The following is a 26,796-nucleotide window of genomic DNA, read 5'->3' as shown; positions in this document are numbered from 1 at the left end:
CCACACCACCCCTCGACGAATCAGCGCCCTAATGACCTGATGGCGACGTTGAGGTACTCATCTCAGTGGGTGAGCTACAACCGCTCTTGTGCAGCGAGGGTTGGCATAACCGCACTGCAGCGGCGCCCCGTGGTCGGATGCTACGGCGCAGGCCTCCCAGCCGGCGGCCTGGAGCAATTGCTTGTCTGCTCGGCTCAGGCGCCGCCGTGCAAGGTTTCCGGTGCGGCCGACAGCAGGTGCGCAGCGGAGGGACGGGCGGGTCCCCATCAGAGCGATGACCTCTCCGTCATCCAGGGCAGCCTCACAAAGACGGAGACGATGGGCACAGCGCAGCTGGCCCCGCTGTGACACCGCCAACACCGCCAGCACGTCCGGAACGACCGCCACGGTGGTGACGGATGACGTGGACTTGATGACTGGGATGCCTTCCAGATCTTTGATGCTCAGGATTCGCCTTCTGCTGACTGGTATTGCGCCGAGTCACCAGCATTGCCAGCCGCAGCCGCAGCCGCAGCCGACGAAGACGAGCCCCCTGCTCTGCCCCGCTCCCCACAGCGGCTCTCCGAGGCCGAACCGCAGGTCGATCCTGATGCTGCTCGTGCCGCAACGGCTAGACCCCGGTGATGAGTTCAGCGATCCATCCGGCGACTGCCCCGACACGGTTCGAGCGGGGCCGAGCCACGGTCAACTGGTTGGTCTACCAGGATGCGGCGTCGTTGGGGTCGGCCAGCCAGTAGGAGACGGAGACGACGTCGAGGTCGACATCCACGGGCTTGCCGCCTGGTGTGGCAACAGTGACCATGGACTGTGACGTGTTGTCGTCCTTTCGGGGGACCGGCCCCACCTGGAACTTGGTGATTCCCTTCGCCTGCGGTCCGTCTGACTCGCCGGTGGCGTCCTGGAGGTTGATGCTTGCGAAAGCATGCTCGTTCGGCTTCACGACGAAAGCAGACTTCGGCTTGCTCTCCTCCACGATCCGGGGCGGGGCGTTCTGGTCGTCGGAGATGAACAGGAAGGGGTAGCTGCTGATCGTGCAGGCTCTGCTCGACTGGTTCGTCGCCACGAGCATGATGTGGTTGATCGGGCGGGACATCGTTTGGCTCTGGAGCTTCAGATCCTTGACGAGGCAGGCACTGATGCGGGTGCCATTGTTCCCGGAGTTGTTACCAGTGTTGCCCTGGTTGGGTTCGCCAGTGCTGGAGCGGGGGGTCTGGTCGATGACTGTGGTGGCGATGCCGGACTTGATGGTGACCTTTACCTTGACGGACTTCTTCTTGGCAGCGGCGTCGAGTTCGTCGGCGGTGCAGATCTTCGGGGAGCTGCCGTTGCCGCACAGTCCACCGGAGTTCTGGATGGCGGTATCTTCGGCAACCCAGAAGGCGCGCTTGCCGACGCGGAGCTTGCCGGGAGCCCAGTAGCTCAGGGTGCCGGAGAAGGTGCCGTCGGTGGATCTAGCGGTCTTGACCGCAGTCTTGCCCGGAGTCTCGCTCACGGCGCTTGCAGCGGAAGACGAGGAACCGGCGTCGGGGTTGCAGGCCGTCAGGAAGATTCCGACCGTAGCGAGCAGGCCAATGCTGGTGAAGAGGCGAACACGGTTGGGCGACATGCAGAACTCCTATGTGGCTGCTGGGGACTGACACCGCGGAGACCTGCTGACCTGTGGGCCACTGCTGATCATCCTCGGTGGACTACACCCGGGAGAACGGCGACGCAGAGGCTTTGGATCACCCTTCAGAACTGCCGTTACAGAACGTGGACGTTTCTGTGGGCATGTGACGAGATGACGAATGCTTCTCTGCGTGCTCACAGCGGACTGCCCCACGCTCTCGACGCAGGAACAGGTAGAAGCCTTCGGGGTGCGGGGTTGCGCTCCTGGTCCGGGACCGCCGTGCTGTGATGGAACTGCGCTCCAACCCGATACCGGATGGCACTGGCCGCGAGAAGCAACAATCTGCCTGCCAGGGCTTCCAGTTCGCGCCATGCTCACCCGGGCTTCGACGAGCTAGGGGAGGGGCCCCTCGACGATTGCAAGGGGGCGAAGGCGGATATTTGGGTGCAGACTTGCTCAGTTCTCGGAGATCACGTGCGAGCTCGGCTGCATGACACCGTGCCTTACCCAGTGCAGAGACACTGGATTCCGTTGGACGGCCCAGCGTACGGCGAATGCAGCAGATTCAGATTCATGTTCAGCTGGTGAGGCTCGCCCTGCGGCGAATCCAGGAACCACAATCGCCTCCCTCGATCTCCAACCTGTGAGACGGGGCTTCCTCATCTCTTTGCCGGCGGTGTTCTCTGCGCTGGGTATCCGACGTGAACGGCAAGGGCGTCCTGCCCTCGGTGCACTGGCGAGCTGCTCTACGACCGTTCGGCGCTGCTCCGCCCCCAGGGCGGCTGCTACTGACTTTGTTGGCGTGATGTCGTGGCTGACAAGTGGTGGTTGCAGCGGTAGGCCGATTGCATGAGCTATCCGCACGGCGGAGGGCTGACCGCGGAGCAACGCGCGTTTCGCGAACACATCCGTGTGCAGGCACGCGAGTTGTCGCCCTGGGACACGACAATGCCGTGGTCGCCAGGCAGTTGCGTGTCAGCGTGCGGTCGGTGCAACGCTGGAATCAGGCGTGGGAGCACGGCGGCACGTCAGCCTTGGAGTCGAAAGGGCCAGTGTCCAGGCCCAAGTTGAGTGAGGCGCTGTTCGAGGTACTCGAGCAGGAATTGGCCCGGGGGCCGGTGGTGCACGGCTGGCCGGACCAGACTTGGACCCTGGCGCGGATCAAGACGCTGATCGGGCGACGGTTCCACAAGAGCATGACGCTGTCGGCGATCGCGCAGATGCTGCACCGGCACGGCTTCAGCCATCAGGTTCCGGCCCGCCGAGCGGTGGAGCGCAACGAGGACGCCGTCACCGGCTGAGTGAAGGAGACCTGGTCCCAGGTGGAAGCGCCGTGGCGCTCGGGGCCTGGCTCTGCTTCGAAGACGAAGCCGGTTCTCGATGACGCCGCCGACAGCGCGCACCTGGGCCAGGCGCGGGCACACCTCGGTGATCCGGGTGCGGGGACGTTCCCAGCGCCGCTTCTCCATCGCTGCTTTGGTCTGCTACAAGCAGGGCGAACGCTCCCGTCTGATCTACCGGCTCAAGCGGCACGTCGATCACAAACGGGGCGGCAGACGCAGTTTCACCTGGACCGACTACCGCGACCTGCTGAGCGCCGCCCACCAACAACTCGGCGCACTCATGGTGCTGGTGTGGGACAACCTCAACGTGCACAAGGACCGCCGACTGCAGCATTCATCGACGCCCAGGACTGGATCACCTGCTACTTCCCGCCCGCCTACGCACCCGACCTCAACCCCGTAGAGGGCATCTGGTCACTGCTACGACGCAGCAGCCGGGCCAACACCGCCTTCACCGACCCAGGCCACCGGATACGCACCCTCCGCCACGGCCTCCATCAGATCCAGTACCGCAGCAACCTCGTCGATGGATGCCTCACAGAAACCGACCTCACCCTGGCGACATCACGCCACGAAGGTCAGTAACGGACGAGAGCGATCAGGCTCCTCTGCACTGGTCCCGAGCCTATGCGCTTCAGCACAAGCCATTCGTTGACCGTTTCGGGTACACGTCGGAGCACGGTGGAGCGGGCGGGGTCGCTCCACCGTGCCTGGAGACGGAATTCGGGTCAGCTTCGGTTGGTCAGACTAGGCGCTTTCGGCCCCAGAGGATGACGAACACTGTGATGCCGACGGTCAGGGTGAGCAAGATCGAGGCTCCGAGCCACTGCATTGAGGACATCTGCGAGACAGGAATGTACTGGATATGCCAGCCAACGACCTGCGCCTTCTCCAGACAGGCGTTCATTGCCCCATCCGTTCCCTGCGCACAGCTGCCCCAGCCGATAAGGTCGCCGGACGCGGTGAGGTAGGACTGGTCCACCACGTGTGCACTGTCGGGCAGGTTCGGGTAGGAGTTGTCGCTGACGACGCCGTTGCGGCTGGTGACGGTGATGAGGTCCCCGAGAGACATCCGGAAGTGGGACCAGACCATCTGTACGGCGACGGCGAAGCCCAGGGTGACGACCATGGACAGCAGGGTCCGGCGCAGAAGCATGCCGATCGCGACGCCACCGACCATGGTGAGCAGGGTCAAGGCGACGGGCACGGGTCCGCTGCTGTCGAATACGGGGCCGTCGGACCAGGTCAGGACGTACGAGGATGTTTTGACAGGGGTCAACCACCAGGTGAATGCGGCGGCGACTGCCGTGGTACACACGACGACAAGGAGTGAGGTCATCCCAAGCTTGGTGGCGAGCCAACGGGCGCGGCTGGTGGACTGCGCGGCGACCAGCTTGGCGGTGCCGTTCTCCAGGTCTCCGGCAAGCAGCGGCGCACCCATGAAGACGCCGATCACGATGGGTACGAACCCGAGCAGGTTTGCAGTTGAATTGAGCGGATTCTGGTCGAACCCTTCCTCCCAGCCGGACTTCAAATGCGGCCACCCGTGTCCGTCGAGGTACGTGATCATCTGGTGGCGTGCATAGATGATCACGCCGACGGTGACCGTGGCAGCGGTCAGGAGGGTCCAGAAGGCTGCGCGGTGCTGACGCCAGACGAGCCAGTTCATGCCGCTGAGCCGGAAGCCGCGGCCGAGGCTGGCTTCGGTGACGGTGGGAGCCGGCCCGCTGGTGTTGGTCATCATGCTCATGCCGCCACCGCCTGCGGGGCAACGTAGGAGCTGGGACTGATCAGAGGTGGCGCCTCGGGCGATCGCAGATAGGCGAGAAGGAGTTCCTCTAGGTCCGGGGTGCTCGCCTGCCAGGGGCCGCTGACGGGCCCGTCAGGGCGAACCAGTGAGGTGAACTGCCGTCCACTGGTACGGGTTTCAATCACCGTGTGATGTGCCAGTTCAGGAGGTGTCCGCCCGTCGTCGTGGACCCCGGTGAGCACTGCGTGGGCAGTGCGCAGTTCGTAGACCTCACCGGCCAGGCGCAGCCCACCATTGGCGATGACCAGCAGGTAGTCGCATGTGCTCTCCAGCTCGGCAAGCATATGAGTGGACATCAGCACGGTGGTGCCGCGCTCGGCGGCTTCGGCCAGCAGGGCACTCATCAACTCATGGCGCACCAGAGGGTCGAGGTCGGACATCGGTTCGTCGAGGAGGAGCAGGTCGGGACGCTTACCGAAGGCGACGGCGAAGGCCACCCGGGTGCGCTGGCCACCAGAGAGCGTGCCGATCTTCGCGTCCAAGGGCACATTGCCTGCACGGACGATGGCCTCCGCAGCCTTCTGGTCCCAGCCGGGATTCAGCTCGCGACCAAGACGCAGGATCTCGGCGACAGTAAAGCGCCGGAACAGTGGCTTCTCCTGGGCTAGGAACGCGGTCCGCCGGCCAGCCTCCGCCGACTCCGGGGCCGCACCGAACACCCGCAGGGTGCCCGTGGTCGGTTCCAGCAGGTTGGCGGCGATGCCCATCAGCGTGGTCTTGCCAGCGCCGTTGGGGCCCACCAGCCCGCAGATCCGTCCAGCTGGCAGCCTGAAAGAGCAATCCTGAAGCGCCCAGCCACGGCGATACTTCCTGCCGACACCCTGGGCCACTATCGCGGACTCGTCCGCCCGGCCCTGGCCCGTTCCGTCGTTCATCATCCGTGTCCCTCGTTTCCAACGGCCGCCCTGGTGACGGCGTACCGCTCTTCCATCACCGATGCGACCAGCGCTGTCACGTCTTCTTGCTCCAGACCTGCTTCGTGGGCCCGGTCCATCCATGCCACCAACTCGCCCCGCAGCGGGGAATCCGCACTTGTCTGAGGGCGAGCCAGCGACTGGCGGACGAAGGTGCCCAGACCTGGTCGCAGTTCCACCAGGCCCTCCCTGTCCAGCTCCCGGTACGCCTTGAGTGTCGTGTTCGGGTTGACTGCGCATGTCGCCGCGACCTCTTTGGCCGTCGGCAGCTGGTCCCCAGGCACGAGTACGCCAAGACGCAGGGCCTGCTTGGTCTGTTGAACAATCTGCTGATAGGCGGCTAGCCCGCTCCGCCGGTCAATGCGGAACTCCAACCCCATCACCACCATTTAGCTAGTTAACTAGTGGACCGATGATGGGGTACGGATCGCGAACCTGTCAAAGCGCTCCGGTCACGCGAACGCCGCAGCGTCCTCCGCGACTTGATCGATTGAAAGGGCCTGCGGAGAGGTCGTACGTCTGCCGACCGCAAGGGCGGCCGTCACGAGCAGCACCTCGAGCGCCCGCGGCACGCGGACAGGCAGAGCGCTGGCAAATTCTGTGCCCGGACCGGGTACTCAGCGCCTGGTGCACTTCCAGACGGTCCACGGCGAGTCTGTAGCCGACTCTCCGACCGGCTGGCCCGCGCCTCTGATCAGACGGCCTGCAACCCACAGATCGCGCACGCGTGCGGCAAAGCCCTGCGCATCCCAGGCAGCTTGCCGAGCCAGCACGAAGGGGCGAGACGACGCATCGGCCTGGCTGGGCGGCGGCGCACCAGGCAGCCTTGCGTCGGCTTCCATGTCCGCGGCTATCTTTTACAGACTCGGGGTGTTCGCGGCCGGGTACACCTAAGAGGGCATCTGATCTAGGTAGTTGGTAGATCGGGATGCTTCTATTACTGCTGGCGTCGGTGGTCGTTGGGCGAGGCGTGAGTGTTCGTCGCCCGTATCGCAGTGATGTCTCCGACGCCCGCTGGGCCTTGATCGAACCGGTCTTCACGGCCTGGCGAGCTGGCCGGACCTGCTCCGGCGCGGCGGCCCGGGTCCACGACTTACGGGAGATCGCGCGATCCTCTACGTCAACCTCACCGGCATTCCGTGGGAGTACCTGCCGCGCGACTTCCCGCCGTACAAGACCGTCTACGACTACTACGCGAAGTGGGAAGCGGACGGCACGACCCAGCAGGTCCACGACCTGTTGCGTGACAAGACCCGTCGCTTCCATCGCCGCCGCGCGGAGCCGACCGCGGCCGTGATCGACGCGCAGAGCGTGAAGACCTCGGCAAACGTGTCCGAGACCAGCCAGGGCATCGACGCCGGCAAGAAGATCAAAGGACGCAAACGGCACCTCATCACAGACACGCTCGGCCACCATTCACTCCGCTCGCGACGCCGAAGGATCGCAACCGGCGAGGTGGTTCCGACGTGTTCTGGTTGGCTCAGGTGGAATGCGGCTGTGGGCGGTCCCACGAGGCCCAAACTGCGCAGCTGTGCCTGTGACTGCTGTTGCGCAGTCCCCACGCATTGCTGGATGCGGTGACCAGCATGAGTCCGCGGCCGTGCTCTGCGCTCGCGTGGGCTGGAGCGGCGTCGTTTAGGGATGCGCACTCCGTCCCCTCGTTCGCGACCTCCAAACGGATGCGATTGCCGGTCGCGTTCAGCACGCATTCGATTGTGCTGCTGTTGCTGTGTATGACGGCGTTGGTGAAGAGTTCTGAGACGACAAGCGTGATCTGGTCCGCCAGGTCCGAGTCCACGTGCCAGTAGCGCAGATGTCTGCGCACGGTGGAGCGGGCTTCTGAGACGGATTGGTTCGTTGCGGGAAGGGTGAAGTGTTGGTGACTGCAGTGGGGCGCCTGAGTTGAGGGTGATGGGTTCGGCATGATCGCGTCCGCTTCTCTTCGGCTGGTCCTCGTGATGTGAGGCGGTATCGGAAGAGTGGCGGCACTACCTACTCACTCGACAGGCCGGATTTCTGCTCAATTCGGCAGTACTGCGCAATTCGGTGAACCCTTGACCGCTCTCTGGAATTGACTGGGTGCGCTTAGCGACGGAATCGGAGTATTAGGTCAGGGATTCCCCAGAGCCTTGCCCGGTCCACTGGTGGGCCCTTGATGTACCGGCCCTTGCTGTCATAGGGCCACGCGTTGGCCTTGCATCCGTCGAGCCCCTTGATCTGCTGCATCATCGCGGGCGCCCGCTTGCCACGCCCGGGGCACCCTTCATGCGAGCGCCCTAGACGGTGCCCGACCTCGTGGTTGATGATCAGCGCACGATATTCCTCAATGGGGCCGTCGAACTGAGGCGAACCGAGCATCCATCGCCTGAGGTTGACGACTACTGTCGATCCCACGGTGCAATTGACCTTCCCCTGGGTGTCTAGGCCAGCGGCGCCGCAGATGGCGTCGACAGTAGACGGGGTCGCGATCTTGACCGTGAAATCAATGTCTTGCGAGGCGACGAGCTGGAAGCCGTTGCCGTCGGCCGTCCAACCCCGCGGATCGGCGAGTATGTCATTGACTTCGAGGGCCGCCTTCGACGGAGAGAGAACAAGGGAATCCTCGACTTGTACCCGGTACCGGCGAGGGGTACCGGGGCCCACCGCATCGAGGGAGTCGCTGGCGGTGGTGAACGTACCTGAGCCGGTTACGGGAATCGTGGCATCCGTTGTCGGGCCGGGCTCCTGTTCCATGGGGCCCTCTTCCGACCACGCGGATGCTTCCTTGCCGCTCTCGTGGTCCGCACTGCCCTCGTGCGGGGCGCTGCAGCTGAGTGCGCTAAGGCTCGTCAGGATGACGGCAAGCGCGATCGCGCTCTGCTGGCGCTTCCTAGCGGCGGTCCGGCCTTGTGAGGTCCAGCGGGACACAGGTCTCCTCCAGCTACACGGTGCCGTCCTGGCTCTGTTGTTGGTTACGCAGAGTTGCAACGTGGGAGGCACGTCCATGGTTCAGCAATTGGTGCCGCAACGGTGCCTGGTCTGATTGCTCGAAAGTTGTCATGCCCAGTGTCAGCGTCATTTGTAGTGGCTAATGAGGGCTTGGCGCTGGCGTCATCGCCGCCAGCGTGATGAGTGGAGAACGTCGTTGACCTGGGTGGTGTGGTGGTCCGTGAGACGGGGTGATCAGGCGTCCGAACTCGGCGAGGCTGAGGTGGATGAGTTGGGAGATCCGTTTCTGCTTTGTCTGTGTCCAGCTCTCGGGCTCGCAGGGCGGTGAAGCAGACATTGGGCGGCCATGACCGGGGTCATGTGGTGGTGCCAGCCGGGGTAGCGGCGGACCTGGTAGCCGTCCAGGTCGCGCCGCACTCCTGCTTTGCTGTCTGGAGGCATTCCTCCACAGCCCAGCGGCTGCCCGCGATGCGGATCAGCTTGTCCAGCGTGGTGGCGGCGCCTTCCGCCTGTGGGCGGCGGGCCAAGCTCGATCAGACCTGCTGCACTTCGACGAGCGCCGCCATCGGCCACGGCGGGATCGCCCGAGTCGCTGCCGCCTCCGGCACCAGTACCGCCGTATCGCGCGTGGTATCGCTGAGTTGGCTGGTTCATTAGTCCGACGGATGCCATCGGGGACGCCGCCGTGCCCCTAGCCGGAAATCAGGTGGGTATTTACGGCATTGGGCGAAAACTTGTTAACCGAAAACGATCACGAGTAGCAGCCCCTCCCCGACCGGTGGAAGATCGAGTGAAGGGCTGGCGGTCACATGGGCCGAGGCAGGTCGCGGGTGCGGCAGGACTACTTGACGAGACTTCCATCCGCGGCGGCGGCGAACCAGTAACCGTCAACACCCTGGCCGTTCGTGTCGCCAGGCGTCTTGTCACCGGTGAACCAGTACAGCGGCCAGCAATCGATCGTCTGCTGCAGAACTCCGTCGGGCCGGTTGAAAGGAATGACAAGCTTCGGGTCGATGCCGTTGACGTCGTTCTTCTCAATGACCTTGGCCGGCTTCCACGTGTCGAGGCACTTTCCCGTGCAAGCGGTCGTCATCGGCCAATCAGTGTCCTTGACGAAGCGGTAGAGCGTCCGGCCCTGACCATCGACGAGGATCTTTCCGAGCTTCGGATTGTCGACGACCGACATACCTGGCAGAGCCGCATCCGCGGCGTCGCCAGCCTCTCCGGCTCCGTCATCTGAGACCCCACCGGTGATGGCGGCCAGCACGCTCTCGAATCCGGGGACCCCCTCCTCGGGAAGCGAGGCGAACCATGTGCCGCCAACGCCTTGGCCGTTGGCCTGTCCGGGCTTGGTGTCCTTGGCATACCGATAGACGGGAATTCCGGCCACGGTTAGTTGCGCGATGCCATCGGGCCGCTTGAGGCTGCCGAGGAGCGTCGGCTCCAGGCCCTGAGGCAGGGACGCATCCTTGGCAGGCACAGGAGGCCAGAGCGTGGCACAGTCGCCCTCGCAGGCCGAAGCGAGCGGCTCCTGAGTGTCTTTGGTGAACCGATACAAGGTGAACCCGGTTGCGTCAGTTACGATCGGTCCGATCTTCGGGTCGTTGGCGATCGTGAGCTGTCCAGCGGGCGCGTCGGGACCCGTACCCGGGGTGTTACCGGCCAAGTCCTGTTGTGCAGACGCTGTCCGGTCTGCCTTCGGGCTGTTCTCCTGCTTCTCGGTACTGCAGGCCGCGGTGAGGATGAGTGTGGCTGTAGCCAGCGCGACCGCGCCGGTGCACCTGGGCATTGTGATCATTACTTGGTGTGCTCCTGTCATTCACGCCCGGCGGCGCTGTACGTTCTCTTGCTACGCCCTTGCACAGCGAGAGGTTCACGAAGTCCGCAAGCAAGGAACGGGTGGTGTCCGGCCATGCGCGGCCGACAGATGTGAGGCCGGGTGGCGAGTCGGTGCTCAGGAACTTGCGGCGTCAGGGTGCGAAGCGGTCGCTGACCTCGTCGAAGACGTTCCTTGCGGTGTGGCCGAGGTACGGTCCGGCCAGCCAGACGGACGGATCAGGGCCGATGGAGGTGTTGGACACCAGTGTTGTCTTGCCGTCAGCACCGATGGTGAACCAGCCTCCTCCGGAGGATCCGCCGGTCATCGTGCAGCCGATTCGGTACATGGTGGGCTCGGAGTTCTTCAGCGACAGCCGGCCCGGTTCGTCCGAGCAGTTGTGCATGGTGCTCCCGTCGAATGGTTGGGCGGCCGGGTACCCCCATGCGCTGACCTGTGAGACATCCTGGACGCGCGGGCCGTTGAAGGCGACCGGAAGGGCGGCGCCCACCGTCTCCTCGAGCGATCTGCCGTCGCTGTTCGGGGCGGGTTTGACGTGCAGCACTGCAAAGTCGAACGGAGCACCGTTGCCGCCTTGGGCGGTGCCATTTGATATCCACTGCTGTGAGGTTGCGGCCCAGTCCGCCCACCAGGTTCCGAAGGGCAACATCTCCTGGGCTGTGGCGGTCTCGAGTTCAGCGGAGGAGAGGCCCTTGTCGTTGAAGGACGGTACGAAGACGATGTTCCGGAACCAGCCCCCCTTTTGGCCCGCGTGGACGCAATGTCCTGCAGTCCAAACGAGGTTCGAACGGCCAGGGCGTGCTGGGTCCTTGACCACCGTTCCGGAACATGTTTGTGAACCCTCCGGACTGTCGAAGAAGACTTTCCCAACTGGGGCAGCGTTCTTGTGGTAGGGCGTTCCTACACGCTTAGCGTCGACAGCGGTTGGCTCTGGGTCGGTAACACCCTGAGCCTCGGCGATATCGGAATCCACCTGCTTGCCTGGGTCGCGAGCCTCGCGCATTCGCTCCGGCTCCCACAGCCCATCAATCACGGGATTGGTGAAGTCGTCGACGTCGCGTGCCCATTCCTCAGCATCCCAGTTCCGCCAGTCAGTGTCTTCTGATGCGTCCTGCCGCGATTTTCCAGCGCCTGACGCGGCGTCTAGGCCGCTACCGCTACAGGCGGAGAGCAGTGCGGTGAAGGTCAGCAGCGCGCAGACCAAACCGGCGCGGCGGCTGCCGCGGCGCCAGCAACCTCTCGACGGGCTCGGTGAGTCGGGCGTTCGCGTGAGCTTCATCGGTGCACTCTCCGGTTAGCTGCCGGCCTCGCAAGGGGTCCGGAAGGGGACATGACGTTGCCCCTGTGCGGGTTTCGTTCTGGTCTGTCGTGCCTCCCTACGGCGATCCCTTGGGGAGGGTTCACCGGCTCTTGGAGTCACGCCGAACGGGCCCCATATCCCGCTTGCGCTCTTTGGCTGAAGACCGCAGCTACCGAGCAATTTTGCAGAACCCTCAGGTCGCAGTGTTCATCGGCTCCTGGCAGCGACTGAAGCGACTCGGGTCTTCCCTTACGTGATGGAAGCAGTTGACATGCTCTACTGGATACTCAGCCTCAGTCGCTCCAGTAGCTGCTTTGTTCGCAGCATGACGGCACGGAGCAACTGCTCCGCTTCGACTAGACGAGTAGTTCCGATTGCCGGTTCTCAGACGTGGGGAGAGTGTCCAACATCGGGTTGTGACGACCGATTTAGACACTCACTTGACGGCACTGTACGTGCGTGTCGATGACCGATTGAAGACCCGCGGTGGCGAGTGGGTTCGCCGCGGATGGTGTCCCGCCGAGTGGTGTAGTCACTGGTCGAGCTGATTGGGTTCCTGTTGTGGAGACAGCGCGCGGTCGTCCTCAGCCGGTTCGGTGGTGAGTAGTTCGGCCATGGAGGCTTTGGAGAGGTAGCGGCGGGCGAAGACCTGCCATGCGTCGTGGAGTTCGGCCAGTACCGCGGCGGCGAGTCGGTCGAGGGAGGCTGGGTTGGGGAAGACCTGGACGACGTCGACTCGCCGTTTGATCTCCCGGTTCAACCGCTCCGGGCGGGTTGGAGCTCCAGAGTCTCTTCCAGTGGGCGAGCGTGCCCCGGGTTTGTAGCAACAAAGGGTAGCTATGGAGAAGGGCCGCAGAGAGCGTCCGCGGACCGGATGACTGGTGTGGTGCCGCGGCTCCAGATGCGAGCGGCCGGCGGCGTCATCGAGAACCCGGCTTCGTCCTCGACGACGGTCCAAGCCCCGAGCGTCCGGCGCGGTCTTTCCACGTGCGGCCATCAGTCCTTCACCCTGCTGGCCACCGCCGCCTCGTCACGCTCGACCGCACGCCGGGAGGGAACCTGATGACTCCAGCCATGCCGCCGGAGCATCTGCAAGATCCCTGACAGCGCCATCGACTTGTCGAACCGCCAGCCGATCAGAGTTTGATCCTGGCCAGCGTCCATCTCCGGTCCGGCCAGCCGTGAGTCAACCGGGCCCTTGGTCAGTTCAGCTTCGAGTACGGCGAACAACGCCTCGCTTAGCTTCAGCAGGGACGTCTCGTCACCGGATCGAACTCCGTCCTGCCCGGTCTCCCTCCAGGACCGCCGCTACTGTTGGACCGACGGGACGCTGACCCGTAACTCCTTCACAATGTCAGTGCTGCCCCGTCCCTCGGTGAACATCGCAGCTGCTCCATCCGGATCCGCTCGCGGAACGCCTGCCCCTCCGCAGCGAGACCCCCCTGCTGATACCCCATGCATCCCGCCTATCGCAACGATCATCGACGGTCAGCCCCTACGGCAACCCGCCTCCAAGGTAAGTAGCTGCTCACTTACAGACTGGACGGTCGCGCGACTGCGCCCCCCGCCCTGACGCTGACTGCGGAGGATGACGAGGGATAACGGGAAGGCACTGTTGACCGCGGCCACAACGCGATCAACAGGGAACGACGGCCGCTTTCCCGGGGTGAGTCCCTGAACCGTCATAGGTCTCTACGGTGCCGGTGCTGAGCCGGTTCGCTCCGTTCGCAAGCCAATTCGTCCCCCATCAAGTGGCAACGGCGGTCGTACGCCGAGGACGTGCTGCCTACCTTCCCCGCGTGGCCTGACGTGAACCTGTTCCGTGAATGGGCCGTTCAGTAGAAGGAGTTCTGCCGACGGCAGCGCGGTCGTGATCACAATAGGAGTAGGGCTGTGACGGCAGTATTTGTGCATGGTGTACCGGAGACGAGCGGGCTTTGGGACGCTGTTCGAGAGCAGCTCGGCGGTAAGACGGTTGCGCTGGATCTACCCGGGTTCGGTCGTTCGCGCACGCCGGACTTCACGTCCACGAAGGACGCGTACGTGCGCTGGCTCGAGGAGGAACTTCGGCGGATCGGCACCCCTGTAGATCTGGTCGGTCACGACTGGGGCGCGTTGATCGTTGCGCGCGTTGCTACCCGTGCGCAGGTTTCGCTGAGGTCCTGGACCGTAGATGTGGGCAGCATCCTGCACCCCGAGTATGAGTGGCACCCGGCAGCGCAGCTGTGGCAGACACCCGATGCGGGCGAGGCATGGCTGCGTGCCACGTTGGCCGCGGATCCCGCCTCCGCTGAGGGGGCGGCTGCGCAGCTCATGAGTGTTGGGCTGTCCGCCGAGCATGCCCAGGAGTTGGCGAAGTCCTTCGATGAAACGATGGGGCTGGCCATCCTTGATCTGTACCGCTCCGCGACGCCCAACGTGTTCCACGACTGGGGACCGCAGATCCTCGCTGCAGCGTCCGCTCCCGGCTTGGTTCTGCAGCCTTCGCTCGACCCGTTTGACGACGCCGCGGCCTCCTCAGATGTTGCCTCCCGGCTGGGGGCTCGAACCGAGAGCCTGCCTGGCCTCGGCCACTGGTGGATGCTCGAAGGGCCTGGAGTAGCCGCCCATGTGCTGAAGCGCTTCTGGGCCGGGGCGCAAGGCTAGAAACGGCGGGGGTCGACCCGGCCAGGCGGGCGGTTGCCTGCCTGGCCGCAGGGTCACCCGGACCAGGAAATGAGCGTGGAGTGGACAACGGAGAGTGACAACGGCGGCCTCTGGTGCGGTCTTCTTGGTCCCTTGGTGTTTCGAAGGGCGGGGATGCAGCTGGATCTCGGGCCGCCCAAACGACGCGTGCTCCTCTTGCGTCTTCTGATCGAGGAAGGGCGCCCCGTTTCCACCGATCGGCTCTGCGAGGACGTCTGGGCTGGGCGTCCGCCCTCCCGTGCCGTGGTGTCCCTGCAGGCACACATCAGCAGGATCCGAGCCGTTCTCGAACCGGAGAGAGCCCGCCACAGCAAGCCCGGGATGCTGATTCGAGAGAGCCATGGGTACGCGCTGAGAGTTCCTCCGGGAGCTCTGGACTCGGTTCAGTTCGAGAGAGGTGTGGCCCGAGCTGATCGCCTGCTGGCTCAAGGCCAAGTGGCAGCGGCCCGCAGTGAGGTGGAACAGGCGCTGTCGCTGTGGAGGGGCACGGCGCTGGATGACGCTCGGGACTACCAGTTTGCTGCCCGGTCCATGACACAACTGGAGGCTGCATATGTGGCTGCTGAGGAGCTGCGCATATGCACGCTTATCCATGACGGTGATCCACAGCAGGCGGTGCACGCTGCGGAGGTGCTCACCGCCCGTCATCCCCTTCGCGAGGTGGCCTGGGGTCTGCTTATGTGCGCTTTGTACTTCACCGGTCGGCATGCCGAGGCTCTGACGCGATTTGAGGAACTTCGTAAGTACCTTTCCCGGGAACTCGGCCTCCTCCCCAGCCCAGGGATCGCCGTCTTGCAGGAGGCGATTTTGCGACACGACTTGACAGCTATCAAGCGCGTGTCGCAGGCGGGATTTGCATCGGTCTACGACGACACGGGGACTGACGAGCCCTACACCCTCGTTTCGGTGAGGGACGCCCGGTCGGGACCAGCCGTATCTACTGACAATTCCCTGGCTGCCCACCACCCTGATGTGGATCAGCGTTGCGATCTCTTTGCAGCGGCTTCGGCGTTGAGGCCGGCGCAACTGCCACGAGGGTCGGCCTTCTTTACCGGCCGCCATGTTGAACTTGCCCACCTGCAAGGGATGCTGCCCCAGACGGGATCAGGGGCTGAGGCTCCGTCGGTCATGCTGATCGGCGGTATTGCCGGAGTGGGTAAGACGGCCTTTGCCCTGCACTTTGCTCATCAGGTCAAAGACCGCTTCCCCGATGGGCAGTTCTTTGTCGATCTCCGCGGATTCGATGCGACCGGTTCGGCGATGGACGCGGACGAGGCATTGCTCGGATTCTTGTCCGCGCTGGGCGTCCACCCCACGACGGCCCCCTCGACCAGTGACGCTCGCAGCGCCATGCTGCGCACCATGCTGGCGCAGCGCCGTGTGCTGGTCGTACTGGACAACGCCCGGGATGAGAATCAAGTCCGTCCGCTGCTGCCTGCGGCATCAGGCTGCATGACCATTGTGACCAGCCGCATCCAACTCCACGGTCTTGTCACTACAGACAGTGCCGAGGTGCTTACGCTGGATGTGCCGCCTCCAGATGAGAGCACGGAGGTGATGACGCGGCGCCTGGGAGCGTTGCGTGTACAGGCTGAACCCGAGGCCGTTGCAGAGATCATAGATCGGTGTGGCCGACTGCCGTTGGCTCTCGCGACTGCTGCGGCGCGGGCCACACTGCATCCGGACTTCTCCTTGCGCTCCCTCGTAGGGGAGATGCGTGCCACCGAAGGCAGTCTCGACGCTTTTGCCGGGCCTGACGACACCGCGGATGTGCGCACCGTCTTCTCCTGGTCCTATCGTGCGCTGACCCCTCAAGCCGCCCGACTGTTCCGTCTCTTGGCCCTGCATCCAGGGCCGGATATTTCGGTGGCTGCGGCGGCGAGTCTTGCTGGATTGCAGGTGCCGCTCGCACGTCGCTTGCTGACAGAGCTCACCCGGACACGCATGATCAACGAGTCGTCGGTTGGCCGTTTCGCCTTCCATGACCTGTTGAGGGTGTATGCGGGGGAGCTTGTAGAAGAATTCGACGCGCAGGTGGTGCGCGACGAGGCACGCAGGCGAATGTACGACCACTACGTGCACACAGCTGCCCGAGGAGGGCCTCGGCTCGGCTACATCGCGCAATTCATCACGGATCCGCCTGCTCCGGGTGTAATCCCAGAGCAATTCGACGTCGCCGACCGGATGCTGCGGTGGTATGCCGTCGAGCAACGGGTCCTGCGGACGATGTTGCGGCAGGCCGTCGAGCACGGATCTGTCAGCGATGCTTGCCGACTGGCCTGGCCGCTGCACGGATACCTGGATGCACTAGGTCGTTCATCGGATGCCGCTGTGGTGCTGTCAAATGTTCTTGAAGCGCTAGAGGGGACGGCCGATCGCCTCGAGCAGGCACGGCTGCACCGGGCGTTGGCCGGGTGCCTGGGGCGGGTGCACGACTACGTTCAGGCGCTGACTCACCTCGACAAGGCAGAAGCGCTGCTCGACGGAGTGGACGACGTCACCGAGCAGGTGCGCGTTCACCTGTCCTTCGGCGCACTGCTGCACTCCGCAGGACAGGTGGACCCGGCGCTGCACCGGACACGGGAGGCTCTTCGCCTGGCGGAAGCCACTGGTGACCAGCTGTTGGATGCAGAAAGCAGCAACGCGGTCGGCTGGACCCTCACCATGCTGGGTCGCCACGACGAGGCGCTTGTGCACTGCCGTCGATCGGTTGAACTCTTCCGCCGGCTCGACGTGCCGCAGCGGGAGGCGTACGCGTGGGACAGTCTCGGGCACGTTCACCACCACCTGGGCGACCATCAGGCAGCTGTCGCTTGCTATCGCACCGCCTTGGACTTGATGGTTGAAGCTGGGGACTCGTTTACCAAGGTCGGAACCATGATGCGGCTCGGCGATACACACGTGTGCGCCGGCGATCCGAAGGCAGCTCGACGGGTGTGGGAACGAGCGCTGCGGCTTGCTGAGGACACGCCGGATGTACACCCGGTAAAGGAGGTGGAAAGAAGGCTTGCGGCGCTTCTATCAGCTGGTGAGGAGTGATCGTGACAAGAAGTCGTAGGAATTCTGCTCAGGAGTGAACCACTCCGGTGGGCCTGACGTAGTTGGGTGGTGGTAGCCGGGGGTCGACAGGCGCAGGAAGTGGTCCATGGATTGCGAGCAACTGAAGTATGACCTTGCGGCCGCGGCGATGGCGGGGCGGGAGGAAAGCGCCGACGCGCTCGCCTCTCACCTTGAGGCATGCCCGGAGTGCAGGGAAGAACAAGACGAGCTGCGGGCTCTGGTCCGTTTGTTGGCTGAAGTGGAGCCATTCGAACTGGATGGCATTCCCACACCGGACCCCGCGCGGGCTATCGAGGCCGCACGCACCTTCCAGTACGAGCCAGAGGCGGCAGCCGCTGCCTCCACTCCGATACGGGTCAGCACAGGGGGGAAGACGCGTCGAAGCTCCTTCATGCTGGCTGCCGCTTTCGCCGGAGGCCTGCTGGCCGGCGCCGGTGTTCTTGCTGGCGTCAGCCAGAACGGGGAAGGCGATACCAGACCGGTTGTCGCCTCCAACAGCGCAAGGACACTGAGCAGTACCGATGCGAGTACCGGCGTACAAGCAGAGGTGGGGATGCTTGCCAAGGGCTGGGGGACAGAGGTTTCCCTGTCGCTCGGGGGCGTGACGGGACCCCGGAAATGCTCGCTCGTAGCGGTGTCCACATCCGGTAAGAGGGAGGTGGTCTCTCAATGGTCGGTGCCTCCCAAGGGATACGGGGTCGAGGGCTCGCCAGCCAAGCTCACGCTGGGCGGCAGCAGTTCACTTGGCCCCGCCGACATCAGCGCCTTCGAGGTTGTGACTTCGGGAGGCGAGAGGTTGGTGCGTGTCAGTCTGTAGGACGCAAACAGAGCGTCGGCGCCTGACTCCGGGCGCTGACGCTGAGGCCGGTCAGTCAGCACGGGGGTGAGTCCGGGCGAGACCAGCAGTAGGACCCCGCGTCGCACGGGGTGTGTATGTCGCCATCGCCTACCAGGCCGCACTCCACCTCGCCGCCATCCTTGTCTGGGCCCGGCGATAGCCCGCTATGTCTCTCGGCGCTCTGCCCTTGGAGTTCAGCAGTTGCGGGGATGCTTCACTTGCTGGACAGCCTGAGGCCGCCGGGGAGGGTGTGTGGAAGAGCCAGGATTCTGTGTCCTGCTGACGGAGGCAGGAGACCGGAAGACGGAGGCGGTCCGTGCGATCCGGACGGTCACCGGCCTCAGCCTGTGGAACAGCAAGCTTCTGCTGGACAGTGCGCCCGTGGCGGTCACAGAACCCGACTGGCTCGAGGCCGCCCAAGACGCGGCCGGAATCCTTGAGGCCGCGGGTGCCCACGCGACAGTGGTGTGCGACTGGTGCGACCGAACCATCACACGCATGGTAGGCCCGCTCGACCCGGCCCCATGTAGTGGGCCATGGCCTCCCGAGACCTGCCGGGCAAGTTGCCCACCAGCAACGGACCGGATACGGCCACTGCTGACGGACTCGCAGCCAGATCTGAGAGACACGCTCTAAAGGGTGTTGCACAAGGCCATGATCAGGGCATTTCTCCTGTATGGGTGGGGTGTTGAGGGCTGATCCGTTGTGGGTGGAGACGTTCACCGGGCTGCGGATGGACCGGTTCGCGAAGCTGGTGAAGGTGGTGCGGGAACGGGCCGGGCGGTGGCCGGCCGTGGTGCCTGCCGCTGGCGGACCGGGTCCTGCTGGTGGCCGTCTACTACCGCACCAACCTCACGATGCGCCAGCTCGCACACCTTCGCCCGAATGAAGACTGGAAGATCCTCCGCGACTGCCGTCAGAAGGGCGACGGCCTCCACCACGCCGTCCAGGCCGTCGCCATCATGCACAATCTCGCCCTCGCCGGGTGAAACACCAGGTCAAGCACCACTCCGACCTGCCCGAGAAGGACCTTGTGCAACACCCTTTAGGCGCGCCGGAGCAGAGAGGCCAGGTTTGTACGGCGGGAGGAATCCAGTTCGCTACGCGCAGGGGTGTTCCCGCACCGGCAGGTCGACGGTGAACACCGTTCGCAGGCCAGGGACGCTCTCAGCTGTGACAGTTCCGCCGTGGGCCTCGACCAGCTGTCGGACGATGGCTAGACCCAGCCCGCTGCCACCGGTTCGGCGACTGCGCGACTTCTCAGAGCGCCAGAACCGCTCGAAGATCTGGGCCAGGTCGCCCGGGGCAATGCCGGTGCCGGTATCAGCGACCTGAATGGTGACGCTGTTGGCAGTGCGGTGGGCAGAGAGTGCGACAACGCCTCCAGGGGGTGTGTGCTGGACTGCGTTGGCTACCAGGTTGCCGACAGCCTGGCGCAGCCGCGTCGGATCGGCTGTCAGTTCTACATCTGAGGCAGCCTGGACACTCAGTTCCACGCCCGATGCAGTTGCCTGGGCCTGGTGGGCGGCCGCCACTTGGCTCAGGACGTGGTTCAGTCGCAGTGGCTCGGGATGGATCGGCAGTTCGCCGGCGTCAGCAGCAGCGAGAATCTGCAAGTCATCAACGATGCGCTGCAGGAGAACGGCCTCCTCGAGGAGGGAACGGAGGAACGCGGGGTCGGGCGTGACGATGCCGTCGTGAGCGACTTCCAACCAGGCCCTCATGGTTGTAAGAGGGGTGCGCAGCTCGTGCGCGATGTCGCTCACCATCGCTTTGCGCTGGGCTTCGAGACGAGAGCGACGCTCGGACAGGGCGTTGAAGGCAGCCGCGAGCGTTCCGGTTTCGTCGCGTGTCGTGACTGGCACCATGAGGTGGTCCTCGCCCGAGTGCCGGGCAGCCTCGGTGAGCGCGCGCAAGGGCCGCACGAGCCGGATGGCGACGCCTGTGGTGACCGCGACGGTCAGGGCAAGGATGGCCCCGGTCATGCCGACCAGGCGGCCTGTGTTCTGTCTCGACAACTCGAAGTGGACGTCGGTGCTTCCGTCCTCGGAGGCAAGGTAGAGCAGCGCAGGCGCTGCGACATAGGGGTCGAGTTGCCTTCTGCGGCTGTCGTCAACACACTTTTGAACTGCTCTCTTGGCGCGCGGCCCTGTTATCGCCTTGGCCGCCCAGGTGAAGTCCGGCAGTACCCGGACCTCTTGTGTCACCTCGGGTTGGTGCTCGGCAAGGCATCGCTTCACGAGCTTGTCGAGTGCTCGCAGGGCTCGCTGCTCTACCGGGGTGGGACTGCTCAGCTTGCCGTAGTCGCAATCGGCCATGTCCAAAGGGCGATTGTCCTCGGCCGCCGGTTCCAGTCGGGGGCGCCCGCTGGGGGATTCGACCACGCGGGCGTCTATTGCGTACCGCTGCAGACAGGCCGACATTGTGCTGGCCGCTTCGAAGAGAGCGGAACGTTCCCTGGCCGGGAGACGATAGGGGCCCACGGCGCGCGGATCGATGCGGTAGCCCTCGACTCGTCCCGCGCCCGAAACGGACTCGGCACGCAGGGGATCGATCGCTGCGGAGGAACGTCGGGGCAGCGATGCCGCTTTCGCAGTGGTGTCCGCAAGCACCTGGTGGGATTCGGTGGTCAGCGCGATCCGCTGGCCTGTCCTGTGAGAGAGGCGGCGAAGGGTGGGCTCCACACGGCTCCAGTCACCGTGGGTGGCGGCATAGGCGGTGAGAGCGTCCTGAATGGCCGCGTCATCTGCCAGGACCTGCCCTTGCTCCTGCTCCAGCGCGCGCGTCGTGAGGTGCACCGCAAGCCATGCGGTGGCGGCGATCGAACACAATGCGATCAGCACAGAAGTGGAGAGGAGCCGCACGAGAAGGCTGTGGCGCAGCAGAACCTTGTCCGGCACGTTAGCCGCCGCTCAACTTGTACCCGATGCCAAAAACTGTCAGCAGCCGGGTCGGCGCTCTCGGGTCGGCCTCAATCTTCTTACGCAGATTCAGTATGTGCACGTCGACGACCCGCTCGCTGTGCGCACGTTGATCACCACCGGAGCATTCTTGGAGCGTGCGGCGAGTAAAGACCCGGCCGGGCGAGGCTGCCATGATGCACAGAATCTCGAACTCGCCCGGTGTGCAGGACACCTGTCGCCCGTCACACAACACCTCGTGCCGGTCCGGGTGAACGACGAGCGAGCCAACCCGCAGTGCTCCGCCGTCGTCGGCATCGAGGCGGCTGCGACGCAGCATGGCCCTGACGCGGGCCACGAGCTCGCGTGGGCTGTACGGCTTGGTCATGTAGTCATCCGCGCCGATATCCAGGCCGGCCAGTATGTCGGCCTCCGCGGTTCGCGCAGTGAGCATGAGCACGAGGGCATCGCACTCCGCACGCACGATGCGGCATACCTCCAAACCGTCGATGTCCGGCAGCATCACGTCGAGGACGATCAGGTCCGCGGGCCACTGCCGCGCCCGCTCAAGGGCCGTCGGGCCGTCGTGCGCGACGCTGACGATATGCCCTTCGGACGTCAGGGACAGGCGAATCACCTCCGCCTGCTTTACGTCGTCTTCCACAACCAGGATGTGTGCACTCACCCGCCCGATGCTAGGTCCAGTTCGTCTGCCATGGGCATGGCTGAGAAATGTCTCGCACGATGACAACTTCTTGATATCTGCGCGGCATGCTCTGCCGTAGGACCTCGTCAGCGATGGGTCCGGCCGTGTCGAGGTCTGTCGGACGCCGCGCTGTCCGCGCACCCTGGCTGCCCTCTCCCGACGGCCGCAAGCCGCGGGAGCTCCCCTGGTCGAACGTTTGCGCCGAGGACAACGCTCCGCGTCGACCTGCCCTCCGGGGCAGTGAGCGGCCAGGTGCCGAGGTGTCGACGTGAGCACACCAGCCAGCGCCGGCTTGGAGCGTCCAGCTACTGAAGCGGTTCCGATGAGCAAGAGTGCATGAGAAGAGTCTGCCAGAATGATTGACAAGGGTACGGGGACGAACCGCCCACAGTTTGGCCCGGATGAAACGCTAAGCCTGGCTGTTGTCGACTCACCCTCAGGCGAGGCCACTTCGGGCCGCCGCGGGCCCAAGCACGGGTTGGTGAAAGAGCCCGTCACGTCAGGATCCGCAATCCAGGGCGCTGCCCCACGTCACCGCCGAAGGATGCTGGGCATCGCCCTCGCGCTCCTTGCTGCGATAGGAGCAGCGACGGGCGCGGCGCTCTGGCCCGACGACGGTGCTGACCGCCGTCCAGCGCAGCAGGACGGGAAGGCAAAGACCGTCACAGTGGCCAGCGCCACTCTCTCCGACAACCTCTCGCTGGACGGCACCCTGGGTTATGGCGCTCCCCGTTCTCTGCACCACACGGGCGGGGGCCGGGTCACCTGGCTGCCGGCAGTGGGGGCCACAGTCAAGCGAGGCCAAGCGATCTGGCGCGTCGACGACCACCCAGTGGTGCTCTTCTACGGGGATACCCCGCTGTTCCGCCCCTTGGACAAGACTGGCCTCGTGGGCCGGGATGTACGCGTCATCGCAGACCACCTGAGAAGCCTTGGCTACGACACAGGCGCGCAACCTGCCGAAGGCTCATGGGTGCGTAACCCCACACCCTCCTCGAGCCCTGAAGCGCCTGCGGCACCCAGCGCACTGCCCAGTAGTCCGCCGCCAAACGCCGCATCCGATGCGCCCGCTGACGGCGAGCAGCCGCTGCCCTCTCCGTCTCTCATCAAGGTGCGAAAGGGCGACGCTGTGCTCACCACCAGCCTCGTAGCTGCCATCAAGCGATGGCAGCGCACCCAGGACGTGGATCAATCAGGGGTGATCCTGCCAGGTGACGCACTCGTCACGACCGGGGCCGTACGGATCGGCAAGGTTCTGGCGCAAGTCGGCGACGAAACGACCACCGATCTGGTCTCCGTCACGTCCACCCGCAAACAGGTCACTGTCCCCGTCGCTGCCTCTGATGCAGGGGCGATCAGGAAGGGCGCCCGAGTCCGCGTGACACTGCCTGACGAACGACGTGTGGACGGCACTGTTGACTCTATAGGGACCGTCGTGCAGGGGAATGACGCGGATACCTCTGGGCAAGGAAGCAACCCGCTCGACGGACGCATCACCGTCACGGTCTCCCTCGGCAGCGACAACGCGGTGCAACGGCTCAATGCAGCCCCTGTCAAGGTCGATTTCCCCGGCCGAACGAAGCGCGGAGTCCTCGCAGTCCCCGTAGAAGCCCTGCTTGCTCTGAGCGAAGGGGGCTATGCCCTGCGGACAACAGAGGGGCGCCTGGTTCCAGTCACCACTGGGATGTTCGCCAAGGGCATGGTCGAGGTCACCGGACCCGGCATTCGCCCGGGGCTCCGTGTGGAAACCGCCTCGTGACCACAGTCATCGCTATACGCGACGCGGTCATGGCCTATCCCGGAGGCGTCCGCGCTCTTGACGGCGTCTCTCTCACCGTGGAGAACGGGGAACTGCTGGCCATCGTCGGACCTTCCGGGTCCGGGAAGTCAACCCTGCTGAACATCATGGGAACCCTGGACCGGCCCACCTCTGGCAGCGTAGAGGTCGGCGGCAACGACATCTCGCAATTGTCTGACCGTCGCCTATCGACACTGCGGGGCCGGCAGCTGGGCTTCGTCTTCCAGCAGTTCCACCTCACGGAGGGACTCACTGCCGCCGAGAACGTCGCGGTCGGTCTCATCTACGGGGGCGTGCCCAGGAACCGGCGCCCAACGCTGGCCCGAGAATCCCTCGCACGGGTCGGCATGGCGCACCGCACTGACCACATGCCCAACCAGCTGTCTGGCGGCGAGAAACAGCGCGTCGCCATCGCCCGGGCTCTGGTCAATCAACCGGCCCTGGTCCTCGCCGATGAGCCGACCGGCGCTCTGGACACAGCCAACGGCGCAGCAATCCTTCGCCTGTTGCTGCAGTTGCATGCGGAGGGCACCACCATCGCGCTGATCACCCACGACCGAGACATAGCCGCTGGGCTGCCTCGCCGCATCGAGATCCGCGACGGCCACATCATCACCGATACCGCACTGGACGCACCACATGACTAATGTGACGCCGCCCGCCGTCGACTCGTCTGCGCCTCACAGCCCAGCCGCTGCTGTGCCGGCGCACCGAAAGGCAAGGCCGACGACCGTTCGCCTGACACCGCTCGATCTGCTTGGGCTCGGTCTGCTCGGCATCCGCACCAGGAAAGTACGGGCCGCGCTGTCAGCCCTCGGGATCTCCATCGGCATCGCCACGATGATCATCGTGACGGCGATACCGGCTTCCAGCCAAAAGGCCTTGATGCAGCAGTTGTCGGCGCTGGGAACCAACCTGCTGCGCGCCCAGGCCATGCCAGAGCAAGGTAGTAGCAAGCCCGGCTCTCTGCCCGTGGAGTCGGTGGAAATGGTCGAGCGCATCGGCCCAGTCGACCGAGCGAGCGCGGTCGCCAACACCAATGTCCCCGTATACCGCTCGGACCGCGTGGACCCCGCCGACTACGCCGGCCTGAGCGTCCTGGCAGTACGCCGGAACTTGCTGCAGACCGTCGGTGGCACAGTCGCCTCCGGACGCTTCCTCAACCGGGACAGTGACCGCTTCCCAACCGTAGTACTTGGCGCCCTTGCCGCTCGGCGTCTCGGCTTCAGCGCCATGCACCCTGGCGAACCAGCACCCCAGATACGCCTTGCTGACCGCTGGTTCACCGTCATCGGCACCCTCCGCCCCGTTCCCCTGGCCGAAGATCTCGACCGAGCAGTCCTCGTCAGCTGGCAGGCAGCCCGCAGCCAGTTGGACTTCGACGGCCGGCCGACAGTGGTCTACACAAGAGCTGACGAATCTGCGGTCGAAAGCGTGCGCGCTGTGCTCCCCGCAACCATCAACCCGCAGACACCCGGGCTCGTGCAGGTCAGTCGGCCGTCCGACGCCCTGGCCGCCAAACGGGCGACCGAGAGTGCGTTCTCCGCCCTGTTCTTTGGGCTGGCTGGAGTTGCCCTCCTAGTCGGCGGTATCGGCGTCGCCAACACCATGGTCATCTCAGTTCTCGAACGCCGCCGGGAGATTGGCCTACGCCGGGCCCTGGGCGCCAACCGGGGCCAGATCCGGGGCCAGTTCCTGACCGAGTCCGTCGTCCTGTCCGGGCTCGGCGGCGCTGCCGGCGTCCTGCTGGGCTGTGCAGCCGCAATCGCCTACGCGTCATTCCGCCACTGGCCCCCTGTCATACCAGCCATGGCAGTCGCAGCCGGGCTCGGCGGAGCCGTCTTCGTCGGGGTCATTGCCGGCGTCTACCCCGCCATCCGCGCCTCCCGCTTGACACCTACAGAGGCGTTGGCCTCGACCTGACCTGCGTGTGAGCACCCGCGCGACACCCCAGTAGATGCGCCGACACGCATCACTAGACCCAGAGTGGTCCGCGCCTGCCTGTCGCAGGCAACTCCGGAGCCCCCTTCATGGCCTACCTGACGGTGCGGGAACCGTCACGAACTACGCGGCCGGACAACCAGATACCAAACCTGTGCACACAGTGCCGGCACCACGACTCGAAGGAACACCTGCCTCTACGGCTCACGAATCCATCCCTCAATCGCATCTCACCTCCTGGATAGGATCACTCAAGTGCTCAAGAGCAAGGGGAAAACTCTCCCTCCTGCGCGCAACGCTGCGGCACCTCTCATCGCAGTAGCTGCGGCCATCCTCAGCCTCGCCAGCTGCGGAGACTCCGGACAACAGGACAAGAAGGACGAAGTCCCATCCCTGCAGCAAGACAGCAAGAAACCTGCCGTATCGCCGGACGCAGCAGATCCAGACAAGGACCAACCGCGTATTCGCCTGGACAGTACGCCTGACGAAATGCGCAACATATACAACGCCTACGCCTCATGCCTCAAGCAGCACGGTGGCAAAGTGGAAGAAGTCACCGGACCCAAAGCGGCAGGAAAGCATCTGCTGAATGCGGCCGAAGATGAACTCCAGCCGACCGCAGCACTTAAAGCATGCAAGAAGAAGAAGCCGGTTCCCCCGCCGGAACTCGACCCAAACCAGAACCCGAACTACGCCGATGACTTCCGAGCATCAATCAAATGCATAAATGATCACGGAATCCGCATCAAGGCTCTGCCCGACGGTAGCGGATGGAACTACGATGCGAGCGTATCGCAGGACGAGCGAGGGGCACCCCGCACGGAAAGGATTCTGCGGGAGTGCGAGATCGAGGCGTTCAAGTGATACGCGTGTCCCAGAATTACGGAGCAGAGTAGGCCGCCTTCGGAAATAGATCTGAAACCGCCACGGTCGGGTGAGAAAGCCGTCGCCTTTGAGACAGCTATACGCAACCCCGGCAGATGGCTTCCCTCACCCGAGAAGCCCTGCTCCCGGCGGACACCGGCGTGGGTCGCAACAGGTCCCGCGTGCCCGCAGCGACTGAAGCGACCCACAAGCCAGCACGGCGCGCCGCAGTCGCATAGGATGCGCGCGGCCAGGTGTCGTGA

19 protein-coding genes and 6 pseudogenes are annotated in these 26,796 nt (G+C 64.7%); 12 read left to right on the top strand and 13 right to left on the bottom strand.

The window, feature by feature from the left end; all coding sequences use genetic code 11:
• Positions 1-697: 697 nt before the first annotated feature.
• Positions 698-1,606 carry a DUF4232 domain-containing protein gene (locus OOK38_RS33630; RefSeq protein WP_266849797.1) on the bottom strand — a complete coding sequence of 303 codons (909 nt, stop codon included), beginning with the start codon at positions 1,604-1,606 and terminating at the stop codon, positions 698-700.
• A gap of 852 nt (positions 1,607-2,458) precedes the next feature.
• Between OOK38_RS33630 and OOK38_RS33625 the strand changes: the two are divergent.
• Together OOK38_RS33625 and OOK38_RS33620 are read left to right on the top strand one after the other, a co-directional pair.
• A pseudogene (locus OOK38_RS33625) lies at positions 2,459-2,982 on the top strand (transposase); the annotation flags it as partial.
• A gap of 7 nt (positions 2,983-2,989) precedes the next feature.
• Positions 2,990-3,537 (top strand): annotated as a pseudogene (locus tag OOK38_RS33620) (transposase).
• A gap of 157 nt (positions 3,538-3,694) precedes the next feature.
• Here the strand turns inward: OOK38_RS33620 and OOK38_RS33615 are convergent.
• From OOK38_RS33615 to OOK38_RS33605, 3 genes are read right to left on the bottom strand one after another with little or no spacing between them, the layout of a single operon-like run.
• The gene (locus tag OOK38_RS33615) at positions 3,695-4,702 is read right to left on the bottom strand and encodes an ABC transporter permease subunit (RefSeq protein ID WP_266849796.1); all 1,008 of its coding nucleotides are present in this window, start codon (positions 4,700-4,702) and stop codon (positions 3,695-3,697) included.
• Positions 4,699-5,637 (bottom strand): ABC transporter ATP-binding protein, encoded by a 939-nt coding sequence (locus OOK38_RS33610; protein WP_266850017.1) that lies wholly within the window; start codon positions 5,635-5,637, stop codon positions 4,699-4,701. Before OOK38_RS33610 ends, OOK38_RS33615 begins: the two co-directional genes overlap by 4 nt.
• Positions 5,637-6,065: a GntR family transcriptional regulator gene (locus OOK38_RS33605; protein WP_266849794.1), complete on the bottom strand. Its 429-nt coding sequence runs from the start codon at positions 6,063-6,065 to the stop codon at positions 5,637-5,639. Before OOK38_RS33605 ends, OOK38_RS33610 begins: the two co-directional genes overlap by 1 nt.
• A gap of 581 nt (positions 6,066-6,646) precedes the next feature.
• On the opposite strand from OOK38_RS33605, the pseudogene OOK38_RS33600 reads away from it, so the two are divergent.
• Positions 6,647-7,086 (top strand): annotated as a pseudogene (locus OOK38_RS33600) (transposase); the annotation flags it as partial.
• A 70-nt stretch (positions 7,087-7,156) separates the two neighbouring features.
• Here OOK38_RS33600 and OOK38_RS34675 read toward each other — a convergent pair.
• From OOK38_RS34675 to OOK38_RS33570, 7 genes and pseudogenes are all read right to left on the bottom strand, one after another.
• The gene (locus OOK38_RS34675; RefSeq protein ID WP_354006134.1) at positions 7,157-7,600 is read right to left on the bottom strand and encodes an ATP-binding protein; all 444 of its coding nucleotides are present in this window, start codon (positions 7,598-7,600) and stop codon (positions 7,157-7,159) included.
• Between the two features lie 161 nt (positions 7,601-7,761).
• Positions 7,762-8,583, bottom strand: coding sequence for a DUF3152 domain-containing protein (locus tag OOK38_RS33595; RefSeq protein ID WP_266849792.1), 822 nt, complete (start codon positions 8,581-8,583; stop codon positions 7,762-7,764).
• A 255-nt stretch (positions 8,584-8,838) separates the two neighbouring features.
• Positions 8,839-9,098 (bottom strand): annotated as a pseudogene (locus OOK38_RS33590) (IS701 family transposase); the annotation flags it as partial.
• 347 nt (positions 9,099-9,445) lie between these two features.
• Positions 9,446-10,402 carry an SCO0930 family lipoprotein gene (locus OOK38_RS33585; protein ID WP_266849790.1) on the bottom strand — a complete coding sequence of 319 codons (957 nt, stop codon included), beginning with the start codon at positions 10,400-10,402 and terminating at the stop codon, positions 9,446-9,448.
• 172 nt (positions 10,403-10,574) lie between these two features.
• On the bottom strand, positions 10,575-11,720 hold the full coding sequence (locus tag OOK38_RS33580) for a serine protease (RefSeq protein ID WP_266849788.1): 1,146 nt from the start codon (positions 11,718-11,720) through the stop codon (positions 10,575-10,577).
• 553 nt (positions 11,721-12,273) lie between these two features.
• Positions 12,274-12,541 (bottom strand): annotated as a pseudogene (locus tag OOK38_RS33575) (transposase); the annotation flags it as partial.
• Between the two features lie 196 nt (positions 12,542-12,737).
• A complete protein-coding gene (locus OOK38_RS33570; protein WP_266849786.1) occupies positions 12,738-12,971 on the bottom strand; it encodes a winged helix-turn-helix domain-containing protein in 234 nt (77 codons plus the stop codon).
• Between the two features lie 663 nt (positions 12,972-13,634).
• Here OOK38_RS33570 and OOK38_RS33565 point away from each other — a divergent pair.
• The 5 genes and pseudogenes from OOK38_RS33565 (at position 13,635) to OOK38_RS33545 (ending at position 19,313) form a co-directional block, all read left to right on the top strand.
• A complete protein-coding gene (locus OOK38_RS33565) occupies positions 13,635-14,387 on the top strand; it encodes an alpha/beta fold hydrolase (RefSeq protein WP_266849784.1) in 753 nt (250 codons plus the stop codon).
• A 153-nt stretch (positions 14,388-14,540) separates the two neighbouring features.
• Complete coding sequence (locus tag OOK38_RS33560) at positions 14,541-17,465, top strand: BTAD domain-containing putative transcriptional regulator (RefSeq protein WP_266849782.1); 2,925 nt, start codon at positions 14,541-14,543, stop codon at positions 17,463-17,465.
• Between the two features lie 106 nt (positions 17,466-17,571).
• Positions 17,572-18,303: an anti-sigma factor gene (locus OOK38_RS33555; protein WP_266849780.1), complete on the top strand. Its 732-nt coding sequence runs from the start codon at positions 17,572-17,574 to the stop codon at positions 18,301-18,303.
• Between the two features lie 273 nt (positions 18,304-18,576).
• Positions 18,577-18,960 (top strand): ribosomal protein L7/L12, encoded by a 384-nt coding sequence (locus tag OOK38_RS33550; protein WP_266849778.1) that lies wholly within the window; start codon positions 18,577-18,579, stop codon positions 18,958-18,960.
• Between the two features lie 40 nt (positions 18,961-19,000).
• A pseudogene (locus tag OOK38_RS33545) lies at positions 19,001-19,313 on the top strand (transposase family protein).
• A gap of 111 nt (positions 19,314-19,424) precedes the next feature.
• Here the strand turns inward: OOK38_RS33545 and OOK38_RS33540 are convergent.
• A complete protein-coding gene (locus OOK38_RS33540; protein ID WP_266849776.1) occupies positions 19,425-21,224 on the bottom strand; it encodes a cell wall metabolism sensor histidine kinase WalK in 1,800 nt (599 codons plus the stop codon).
• Between the two features lies 1 nt (position 21,225).
• Positions 21,226-21,909, bottom strand: a complete 684-nt coding sequence (locus OOK38_RS33535) for a response regulator transcription factor (protein ID WP_266849774.1) — start codon at positions 21,907-21,909, stop codon at positions 21,226-21,228.
• 565 nt (positions 21,910-22,474) lie between these two features.
• Between OOK38_RS33535 and OOK38_RS33530 the strand changes: the two genes are divergently transcribed.
• From OOK38_RS33530 to OOK38_RS33515, 4 genes are all read left to right on the top strand, one after another.
• Positions 22,475-23,689 (top strand): hypothetical protein, encoded by a 1,215-nt coding sequence (locus tag OOK38_RS33530; protein WP_266849772.1) that lies wholly within the window; start codon positions 22,475-22,477, stop codon positions 23,687-23,689.
• Complete coding sequence (locus tag OOK38_RS33525) at positions 23,686-24,375, top strand: ABC transporter ATP-binding protein (protein WP_266849770.1); 690 nt, start codon at positions 23,686-23,688, stop codon at positions 24,373-24,375. The genes OOK38_RS33530 and OOK38_RS33525 overlap by 4 nt, the downstream gene beginning before the upstream one ends.
• Positions 24,368-25,651 (top strand): ABC transporter permease, encoded by a 1,284-nt coding sequence (locus OOK38_RS33520; RefSeq protein ID WP_266849768.1) that lies wholly within the window; start codon positions 24,368-24,370, stop codon positions 25,649-25,651. The genes OOK38_RS33525 and OOK38_RS33520 overlap by 8 nt, the downstream gene beginning before the upstream one ends.
• Positions 25,652-25,924: 273 nt before the next feature.
• Positions 25,925-26,533, top strand: coding sequence for a hypothetical protein (locus OOK38_RS33515; protein WP_266849766.1), 609 nt, complete (start codon positions 25,925-25,927; stop codon positions 26,531-26,533).
• Positions 26,534-26,796 lie beyond the last annotated feature (263 nt).

Origin of the sequence: Streptomyces sp. NBC_00568, from assembly GCF_026341855.1 — a bacterium.
Lineage (GTDB): Bacteria > Actinomycetota > Actinomycetes > Streptomycetales > Streptomycetaceae > Streptomyces.
The sequence above is the reverse complement of the archived record's forward strand: the minus strand, read 5'-3'. Positions and strand labels throughout refer to the sequence as shown.